Annotated in this window: 6 protein-coding genes and 1 tRNA gene; 6 read left to right on the top strand and 1 reads right to left on the bottom strand. The window is 36.9% G+C overall.

Annotated features, from left to right (window positions below):
• Positions 1-50 precede the first annotated feature (50 nt).
• The 4 genes from JHK64_RS06160 (at position 51) to JHK64_RS06145 (ending at position 2,213) form a co-directional block, all read left to right on the top strand.
• Positions 51-124 (top strand) — tRNA-Asn (locus JHK64_RS06160).
• A 124-nt stretch (positions 125-248) separates the two neighbouring features.
• The gene (locus JHK64_RS06155) at positions 249-698 is read left to right on the top strand and encodes a zinc-dependent MarR family transcriptional regulator (protein ID WP_199568128.1); all 450 of its coding nucleotides are present in this window, start codon (positions 249-251) and stop codon (positions 696-698) included.
• The gene (locus tag JHK64_RS06150) at positions 695-1,402 is read left to right on the top strand and encodes a metal ABC transporter ATP-binding protein (RefSeq protein WP_199568127.1); all 708 of its coding nucleotides are present in this window, start codon (positions 695-697) and stop codon (positions 1,400-1,402) included. Before JHK64_RS06155 ends, JHK64_RS06150 begins: the two co-directional genes overlap by 4 nt.
• Positions 1,395-2,213 (top strand): metal ABC transporter permease, encoded by an 819-nt coding sequence (locus tag JHK64_RS06145; protein WP_199568126.1) that lies wholly within the window; start codon positions 1,395-1,397, stop codon positions 2,211-2,213. The genes JHK64_RS06150 and JHK64_RS06145 overlap by 8 nt, the downstream gene beginning before the upstream one ends.
• A gap of 55 nt (positions 2,214-2,268) precedes the next feature.
• Here the strand turns inward: JHK64_RS06145 and tyrS are convergent, their stop codons facing one another.
• The gene (gene tyrS, locus JHK64_RS06140; RefSeq protein WP_199568125.1) at positions 2,269-3,525 is read right to left on the bottom strand and encodes a tyrosine--tRNA ligase; all 1,257 of its coding nucleotides are present in this window, start codon (positions 3,523-3,525) and stop codon (positions 2,269-2,271) included.
• Positions 3,526-3,700: 175 nt separating this feature from the next.
• Between tyrS and pbp1b the strand changes: the two genes are divergently transcribed.
• Together pbp1b and rpoB are read left to right on the top strand one after the other, a co-directional pair.
• Positions 3,701-6,100, top strand: coding sequence for a penicillin-binding protein PBP1B (gene pbp1b / locus JHK64_RS06135; protein ID WP_246450925.1), 2,400 nt, complete (start codon positions 3,701-3,703; stop codon positions 6,098-6,100).
• A gap of 289 nt (positions 6,101-6,389) precedes the next feature.
• Entirely contained in the window at positions 6,390-9,977 is a 3,588-nt protein-coding gene (rpoB, locus tag JHK64_RS06130; RefSeq protein WP_199568123.1) for a DNA-directed RNA polymerase subunit beta, read from the top strand.

The raw sequence follows: 9,977 nt of genomic DNA, 5'->3' as shown, positions 1-9,977 counted from the left end.
AAGTAGTTGGGGGTTGCCCCCTGTGAGATAGGGTAGTTGCTTAGCTAGTATCCGGCATAGCTCAGTTGGTAGTAGCGCATGACTGTTAATCATGATGTCGTAGGTTCGAGTCCTACTGCCGGAGTATCTCAACTAGCGTGAGCTAGTTTTTTTATTGTCTTTGTTTCTAGCTCGGTTGATTCTTCAATCTTTTTGTGATATTATTAGTTAGCAATGAAATTAACTGGTTAAGCATAAAGGAGAATTCTATGAAACATTTATCACAGAGTATTGATAAAGCGATTAATAAAATTTTATTATTTTCAGAGAATCAACATGAGTTATTACTTGGATCTTGTCAAAGTGATATTAAATTAACCAATACACAAGAGCATATTTTAATGCTTTTAGCAGATGAACAATTGACAAATTCTGATTTAGCCATTAGATTAAAGATTAGTCAAGCTGCAGTAACTAAGGCTATTAAAGGTTTGGTAAAACAAGGGATGTTAGCTTCTTCAAAAAATAAAGAAGATGCAAGAATTACCTATTTTGAGTTAACTGAGTTGGCTAAACCTATTGCAGTTGAACATCAGCTTCACCATAACAAGACGTTATCTTTTTATGACCATTTGTTAGAGGAATTTTCAGCAGATGAACAACTGGTGATTGAAAAATTTTTAGATCAGTTGTCTGACACATTAGAAAGAGAAAAATGAGATATATTACAGTTAAGAATTTGGCTTTTCAATATGATGCTGAGCCAGTTTTGGAGGATATTAATTATCATTTAGATAGTGGGGAATTTGTTACCTTAACTGGTGAAAATGGTGCTGCCAAATCAACATTGATTAAGGCTACCTTAGGTATTTTAAAACCAAAAATTGGTACAGTTGAGCTTTCTAAAGTTAATAAAGATGGCAAAAAACTGAGAATTGCCTATTTACCTCAACAAATTGCGAGTTTTAATGCTGGTTTTCCAAGTACTGTTTATGAATTTGTCAAATCAGGTCGCTACCCTAGGGAGGGTTGGTTTAGAAGACTTAATGCTCATGATGAAGAACATATTAAAGTCAGTTTAGAGTCAGTTGGCATGTGGGAAAATCGTCACAAAGCTATAGGTAGTTTGAGTGGTGGTCAAAAACAAAGAGCAGTGATTGCTAGAATGTTTGCTAGTGATCCAGATATTTTTATTTTAGACGAACCAACTACGGGAATGGATATAGGTACAGTTGAAACTTTTTATGAGCTGATGCACCATAGCTCGCATCAACACGGTAAAGCGGTGTTGATGATTACGCATGATCCTGAAGAAGTTAGAAAGTATTCGGATAGAAATATTCATCTCGTGAGAAATCAAAATTTACCTTGGCGTTGTTTTAACGTTCATAGTGATAATCAGGGGGTAGAACAAAATGCTTGAGATATTATCCTATGACTTTATGCAAAGAGCCTTTCTTGCTGTTATCGCCATCAGTATTTTTTCACCTATTTTGGGTATTTTTTTAATTCTTCGTCGTCAAAGTTTGATGAGTGATACACTAAGCCATGTTTCTTTGGCAGGTGTTGCCTTAGGTGTATTCATTGGTATTTCACCAACCTGGACAACTATTTTAGTGGTTAGTTTGGCAGCCATTGTTTTAGAATATTTGCGGACTGTTTATCGCCATTACATGGAAATCTCTACAGCTATTTTGATGTCTTTTGGTTTAGCTATTTCACTGATTATTATTAGTAAAGCTAATAATTCTAATGGTGTTGGTTTGGAACAATATTTGTTTGGTTCTATCATAACGATTACGGCAGAACAAGTTGTTGCATTATTTACCATTGCTTTAGTAGTTTTAATGTTAACCATCTTATTTATTAGACCAATGTATATTTTGACGTTTAATGAAGAGACAGCTTTTGTTGATGGTTTACCTGTTAGATTAATGTCAATTTGTTTTAATTTGGTTACAGGTGTGGCTATTTCTCTTATGATTCCAGCTGCTGGAGCCCTCTTAGTTTCAACGATTATGGTTTTACCAGCTAGTATTGCTATGAGAATTGGTAAGAGTTTTAAAGCAGTCATTACTTACGGGATTTTAATTGGTTTCTTTGGTATGGTACTTGGTATTTTTATTTCATTTTGGGCTAAAACTCCAGCGAGTGCAACCATTACCATTATCTTTATCATCATGTTTTTAGTGGTTAGTATTATTAGAGTCATTGCTAAACTTATAAGAAAATAATGAAAATAAAAACCAGTTTAAGGCTTTAACCTTAAGCTGGTTTTCTTATTTTGTTTTAGTAGGTTAGAACGAAGTATTTTTTCTTACCGCGTCTAATAACTGTTAGCTCACCATCAATTTTATCTACATCTGAAAGAATGTAATTGACGTCTTGTACTCTGTCACCATTGATATAAATGGCACCATTAGTAACGTCTTCACGTGCTTGACGTTTTGAGGTCACAACATTAGCTGTCACGAGTAAATCGACAATGTTTAGGTTGTCTTCTTTTGTCACGTGATAGTTTGGTACGTTATTTAGACCTTGTTTTAACTCGTTAGCTGATAGGTTCTTAATGTTCCCTGCAAAGAGTTGTTCGGTAATATTAATAGCTTTGTCAAAAGCTTCTTTACCATGAACAAGAGTTACTACTTCCTTAGCTAAGATTTTTTGAGCTAAACGTTTGTGTGGTTCTTGTTCAAATGCTACTCTAATCTCTTCAATTTCTTCAAGAGATAAGAAAGTAAAGATTTTAAGGAAACGAACAGCGTCATCATCCATTGTATTGACAAAGTATTGGTACATTTCGTATGGTGACGTTTTGTTGGCATCAAGCCAGATAGCATTGCCTTCTGACTTACCCAATTTTTTACCTGAAGAATCGGTAATTAAAGGAACAGTAATGACGTGACCTTGTTTGTTGGCTTTCCGTCTCAAAAGTTCTGTTCCAGCAGTCATGTTGCCCCATTGGTCACTCCCTCCAACTTGTAGAGTGACATTGTGAGTACGATTCAGTTCGTAGAAGTCATAGCCCTGCATGATTTGGTAGGCAAATTCGGTATAAGAAATCCCTGTTTCAATGCGTTTTTTAACGGATTCTTTACTCATCATGTAGTTGACGGTGAAGTATTTTCCAATATCTCTAAGAAAATCAATAAAACTGATAGATTGGAACCAGTCATAGTTATTGACCATTTCAGCTTTATTGTCACCATGTTCAAAATCTAGAAAGCGAGCTAGCTGTTTTTGAATACTCTGACTCCAATTTTCTACGGTTTCTTTGGTTTGAAGGCTTCTTTCACTATCTTTAAATGATGGATCACCAATCAATCCAGTCGCACCACCAACCAAGGCATAAGGTTTATGGCCTGCTAATTGCAAATGACGAATCACGATAATGGGAACCAAGTGCCCTAAATGAAGGCTATCGGCTGTTGGGTCATAACCAGAATAAAGAGCAAGGGGTCCTTCAGCTAGTTGTTTTTCTAAGGCTTCTTCATCAGTTGTTTGAAAAATCAAACCACGTTCTTTTAATTCTTTGAAAATAGTCATTATCTTACTCTCCATTATTTATAATCTTACTGGTCATTATAACAAAAAGAAGGGTTTCTATGCAAGTCTTGTTAAATTTTGTTATAATATGGGATGAGGTATTTTTATGAAACAATCAGATAAAGATAATTTAAAAGATATAATTACTAAAAAAACACAATCCTTAAAAAATAAAATGAGTGGCAAAAAAACTTCTAAATCTCCTCAATTAAGCATGATGGATATTGGCTCAGTTTTTCTTAGAACTTTGAAGTTGATGTCTGATTTTTTCTATGTTATCGTGCTGCTTTTTGCTTTCTTAGGTATGGGGATTGGTTTTGGCTATTTTGCAAGTCAAATTGATGATGTTGAGATTCCTGATAGAGAAACTTTAATTGCTGACGTCAGTAGCTTGACTAGTATTTCAAGGATGACTTTTTCAGATGATTCACTGATTTCAACCATTAACACCGATTTATTAAGAACACCTGTTGGTAGTGATGCTATTTCTGATAATATCAAAAATGCTATTATTGCTACTGAGGATGAAAATTTTATGACCCACAAAGGTGTGGTTCCTAAAGCAGTTTTTCGTGCGACTTTGACTTCTGTTTTAGGAGTAGGTGAAACAAGTGGTGGATCGACTTTGACACAACAATTACTAAAACAACAAGTGTTAGGTGATGATCCAACCTTTAAACGTAAAGCAAAAGAAATTATTTATGCCTTGTCACTTGAGCGTTATATGGATAAGGATGAAATATTAACGAAATATCTTAATGTGTCGCCGTTTGGTCGCAATAACAAAGGACAAAATATTGCAGGAATTGAAGAAGCTGCTCAAGGTATCTTTGGTGTTTCTGCCAAAGATTTAACCATCCCTCAGTCAGCTTTCTTAGCTGGTTTACCTCAAAGTCCTATTGTTTATTCTCCTTACACATCAACGGGTGAATTTAAAACAGAAGAAGATATGGCTATTGGTCTTAAAAGAGCTCAAAATGTTTTATACAGTATGTATCGAACAGGGCAACTATCAAAAGCAGATTATGAGAGTTACAAGGCTTATGATTTGAAACAAGATTTTAGACAGCCAGAAGCTATTATTGAGGACAATCATGATTATCTTTACTACACCGTATTAGCTGAAGCTAAAGATATTATGTATGATTATTTAGTTAAAAAAGATGGTGTTTCTGAACAGGACTTAAAAAATGATGACACTAAACAAGCCTATGAGGAAAAAGCTTTAAAAGCTATTCAACTTGGAGGCTATACTATCCAAACAACTATCAATAAAACAGTTCACAATGCCATGCAAGATGCTGCGAGAAATTATGGTGGGCTTTTAGATGATGGGACCGGCCAAGTTCAAATGGGAAATGTCCTCTTGGATAATAGAACGGGTGCTGTTATTGGTTTTATTGGTGGTCGTGATTATAATACCAATCAAAACAACCATGCTTTTGATACCTATAGATCACCAGGTTCAAGTATTAAGCCAATTCTTGCCTATGGTCCGGCTATTGATCAAGGATTGATGGGTAGTGCTAGTATTTTATCAAATTATCCAACAACCTTTTCAAGTGGTCAAAAGATTATGCATGGTGTCGATGAGGGAACAAGCATGGTAACCCTTCAAGAAGCTCTTAACACGTCTTGGAATATTCCAGCCTTTTGGACTTATCAAATGCTTCTTAGAGAAGGTGTTGACGTCAAAGGTTATATGGAAAAGATGGGTTACTCAATTCCTTATTATGATATAGAGAGCTTACCTTTAGGTGGTGGGATTGAAACTTCTGTTGTTCAACAAACAAATGCCTATCAAGCAATTGCTAATAATGGGGTTTTCCTCAAAGAGTACATTGTTTCAAAAATTACTGATGCAGATGGTAATGTGATTTATGAACATCAGCCAGAACCAATACAGGTATATTCTAAAGCAACTGCAAATATTATGACATCACTCCTACGTGGGCCGATCAGTTCAGGAACAACAACAACCTTTGCTTCAAGATTGAGTGGTTTAAATGGTAATCTTTTAGGAGTTGATTGGATTGGTAAAACAGGAACAACCAATGAAACGTCTGATGTTTGGTTAATGTTATCAACACCTTCGGTTTCTCTAGGTTCTTGGGCTGGACACGATGATAACAGTTCTTTAGCTGCCTTAACAGGATATAATAATCATGCTAATTATGTCGCTCATCTTGTGACAGCTATTAATAGTGCTGACCCTAATATTTTAGGATCAGCAGAGAAATTTACAATGGATCCTAGTGTTATTAGCGCCTCTGTTTTAAACTCGACAGGATTAAAACCTGGGTCTGTTTCTCTTAATGGTAGAACCATCAATGTGGGGGGTTCAACTACAACAAGTTTATGGGCTAAAAATGGTCCAGGGGTAACAACTTATAAATTTGCTATTGGTGGAACAGATAATGACTACGCTAAAGCTTGGGCAAAAATTGTCGATAGCAACCCTCAGCCAACACCAAAACCAAAAGAAGAAAAAACAACAAAAGAAGAAAAACCACAAACAGAAGAAGATGATAATGCTAATAATAATGGTAATGATAATGATAATCATGAGCCGTAATAAGTCATCTTATACCTATTAAAAAGTATAAAAAAACTTGCTTTTTAAAAGAAAATAGGGTAAAATGAGAAATGAATTTGTCGTCTGTTTTAGTTGAAATATTGTCCAACTAAGACTTACAGCAGTTAAATCACACTATTAGTCAGATTTAGCTGCTCTTTTTGTGCCCATTTTTAGGATTTTTATGAATTGTAATCTATTCTTAAATTTTCTAAAAATTCAAAAAGGACTATTATTTTGTTGACACTTGCTTGTTTAACAAGCCTATTAGAAAAAAGGAGTTGAAAACTTGGCAGGACATGAAGTTCAATACGGAAAACACCGTACACGTCGTAGCTTTTCAAGAATCAAAGAAGTTCTTGATTTACCAAATTTGATTGAAATTCAAACAGATTCATTTCAAGATTTTCTTGATCATGGGTTAAAGGAAGTTTTTGAGGATGTTCTTCCAGTATCTAACTTTACAGATACGATGGAACTAGAATTTTTAGGTTATGAAATTAAAGAGCCTAAATACACTTTAGAAGAGGCGCGTGCCCATGATGCTCACTATTCAGCGCCTATCTTTGTGACATTTCGCCTAGTCAATAAAGAAACTGGTGAAATCAAAACACAAGAGGTCTTCTTTGGCGATTTCCCGCTAATGACTGAAATGGGAACATTTATCATTAACGGAGCTGAAAGAATTATTGTTAGTCAGTTGGTCAGATCACCAGGTGTTTACTTTAATGATAAAGTTGATAAAAATGGTAAAGTTGGCTATGGTTCAACCGTTATTCCTAATCGCGGGGCATGGTTGGAACTCGAAACTGACTCAAAAGATATTGCCTACACTAGAATTGACCGTACACGTAAAATTCCATTTACAACACTGATTCGTGCGCTAGGATTCTCTGGCGATGATGAAATCATTGATATTTTTGGTGATGGGGATCTGGTTAGAAATACCATTGAAAAAGATATCCATAAAAATCCAAGCGACTCTAGAACAGATGAAGCCTTAAAAGAAATTTATGAGCGTCTTCGTCCGGGTGAACCAAAAACAGCAGAAAGCTCTCGTAGCCTTTTGATTGCCCGTTTCTTTGATTCACGTCGTTATGATTTAGCAGCTGTTGGTCGTTACAAAATCAATAAAAAATTAAATGTTAAAACACGTCTTTTAAATCAAACCATTGCAGAAAACTTAGTAGATGCTGAAACGGGAGAAATTCTTGTTGAAGCTGGAACTGTAATGACACGTGAAGTGATTGATAGCATTTCAGAGCATATCGATGGTGATTTAAATAAATTTGCCTATACACCAAACGACTATGCTGTTCTTGTTGAACCTGTTGTTCTGCAAAAATTTAAGGTTTACTCACCAATTGATCCAGATAGAGTTGTCACTATCGTTGGTAATGCTAATCCAGATGAAAAAATTAGAAATCTAACACCAGCTGATATTCTCGCTGAAATGAGTTATTTCTTAAACCTTTCAGAGGGTCTTGGGAAAGTAGATGATATTGACCACTTGGGTAATCGTCGTATCCGTGCCGTTGGTGAATTGTTAGCCAACCAGTTCCGTATCGGTTTAGCTCGTATGGAACGTAATGTGCGTGAACGTATGAGTGTTCAAGATAATGAAACTCTAACACCGCAACAAATTATTAATATCAGACCCGTTACAGCAGCAATCAAAGAATTCTTTGGTTCTTCTCAGTTATCACAATTCATGGACCAACATAATCCACTTTCTGAATTGTCACACAAACGTCGTCTATCAGCCCTTGGGCCTGGTGGTTTGACCCGTGACCGTGCTGGTTATGAAGTCCGTGACGTTCACTATACTCACTATGGTCGTATGTGTCCGATTGAAACACCTGAAGGACCAAACATTGGTTTGATCAACAACTTGTCATCTTATGGACATTTAAATAAATATGGTTTCATCCAAACACCATACCGTAAAGTTGACAAAGAAACAGGTGTGGTTACTCGTGACATTGAGTGGCTGACAGCTGATGAAGAAGATGAATACACTGTAGCACAAGCAAACTCTATTCTTAACGAAGATGGTACTTTTGCTGAGGAAATCGTTATGGGACGTCATCAAGGTAATAACCAAGAATTCCCAATAAGTGCTGTTGATTATGTAGATGTTTCTCCTAAACAGGTAGTTGCAGTTGCAACAGCGTGTATTCCTTTCCTTGAAAACAACGACTCAAACCGTGCCTTGATGGGTGCCAACATGCAACGTCAAGCTGTACCGTTAATCGATCCAAAAGCACCGCTTGTTGGAACAGGCATGGAATATCAAGCCGCTCATGATTCAGGAGCTGCTGTTATTGCACAAAATGATGGTAAAGTTATCTACTCTGATGCTGATAAAGTAGAAGTTCGTAGAGAAGATGGTGGTCTTGATGTTTATCAAATCACTAAATTCCGTCGTTCTAACTCAGGAACTGCTTATAACCAAAGAACCCTTGTAAAAGTTGGCGATGTCGTTGAAAAAGGAGACTTTATTGCTGATGGGCCATCAATGGAAAATGGTGAAATGGCCTTAGGCCAAAACCCAATTGTTGCCTACATGACATGGGAAGGTTACAACTTTGAGGATGCGGTTATCATGAGTGAGCGTTTGGTCAAAGATGATGTCTATACCTCAGTTCACTTAGAAGAATTTGAAAGTGAAACACGTGATACCAAATTAGGTGCAGAAGAAATCACGAGAGAAATTCCAAACGTTGGTGAAGAAGCTCTTAAAGATCTTGATGAGATGGGAGTTATCCGCATTGGTGCAGAAGTTAAAGAAGGTGACATTCTTGTTGGTAAGGTAACACCAAAAGGTGAAAAAGATTTATCTGCTGAAGAACGTCTCTTGCATGCCATTTTTGGTGATAAGTCTCGTGAAGTTCGTGACACCTCTCTTCGTGTCCCACACGGAGGAGATGGAGTTGTTCGCGATGTACGTATCTTTACACGTGCTAATGGTGATGAACTTCAATCTGGCGTTAATATGTTAGTTCGTGTTTATATCGCACAAAAACGTAAAGTTAAAGTCGGAGATAAAATGGCCGGACGCCACGGGAACAAAGGGGTTGTTTCTCGTATTGTGCCAGTAGAAGATATGCCTTACTTGCCAGATGGTACACCAGTTGATATCATGTTGAATCCTCTAGGGGTGCCGTCACGTATGAATATCGGTCAAGTTATGGAGCTTCACTTAGGTATGGCAGCTCGTACTCTGGGTGTTCATATGGCAACACCAGTCTTTGATGGTGCTACCGCAGAAGATTTGTGGGAAACTGTTAAAGAGGCTGGTATGGATAGCGATGCTAAGACAGTCCTTTATGATGGACGTACTGGTGAGCCTTTTGACAACCGTGTTTCTGTTGGTGTCATGTACATGATTAAACTTCACCACATGGTTGATGATAAATTACACGCACGTTCTGTTGGACCATACTCACTTGTTACCCAACAACCACTTGGTGGTAAAGCACAATTTGGTGGACAACGTTTCGGTGAGATGGAAGTTTGGGCCCTTGAAGCTTATGGTGCTTCACACGTCCTTCAAGAAATCTTGACCTACAAATCTGATGATGTGATTGGTCGTTTGAAAGCTTATGAAGCCATCACAAAGGGAAAACCTATTCCAAAACCAGGTGTTCCAGAATCATTCCGTGTCCTAGTCAAAGAGCTACAATCTCTTGGACTAGATATGAGAGTCCTTGATGAGGATGACAGAGAAGTTGAACTTCGTGATCTTGATGAAGGTGAAGATGATGATGTGATGCACGTTGATGATCTTGAAAAAGCACGTGAAAAACAAGCTCAAGAAGCAGCAGAATTTGCTAGCGAAGAAAAGAAAGTCAGTGACGAAACCTCACTAACTTAA

This window comes from Streptococcus zalophi (assembly GCF_016481285.1).
Classification (GTDB): domain Bacteria; phylum Bacillota; class Bacilli; order Lactobacillales; family Streptococcaceae; genus Streptococcus; species Streptococcus zalophi.
The sequence above is the reverse complement of the archived record's forward strand: the minus strand, read 5'-3'. Positions and strand labels throughout refer to the sequence as shown.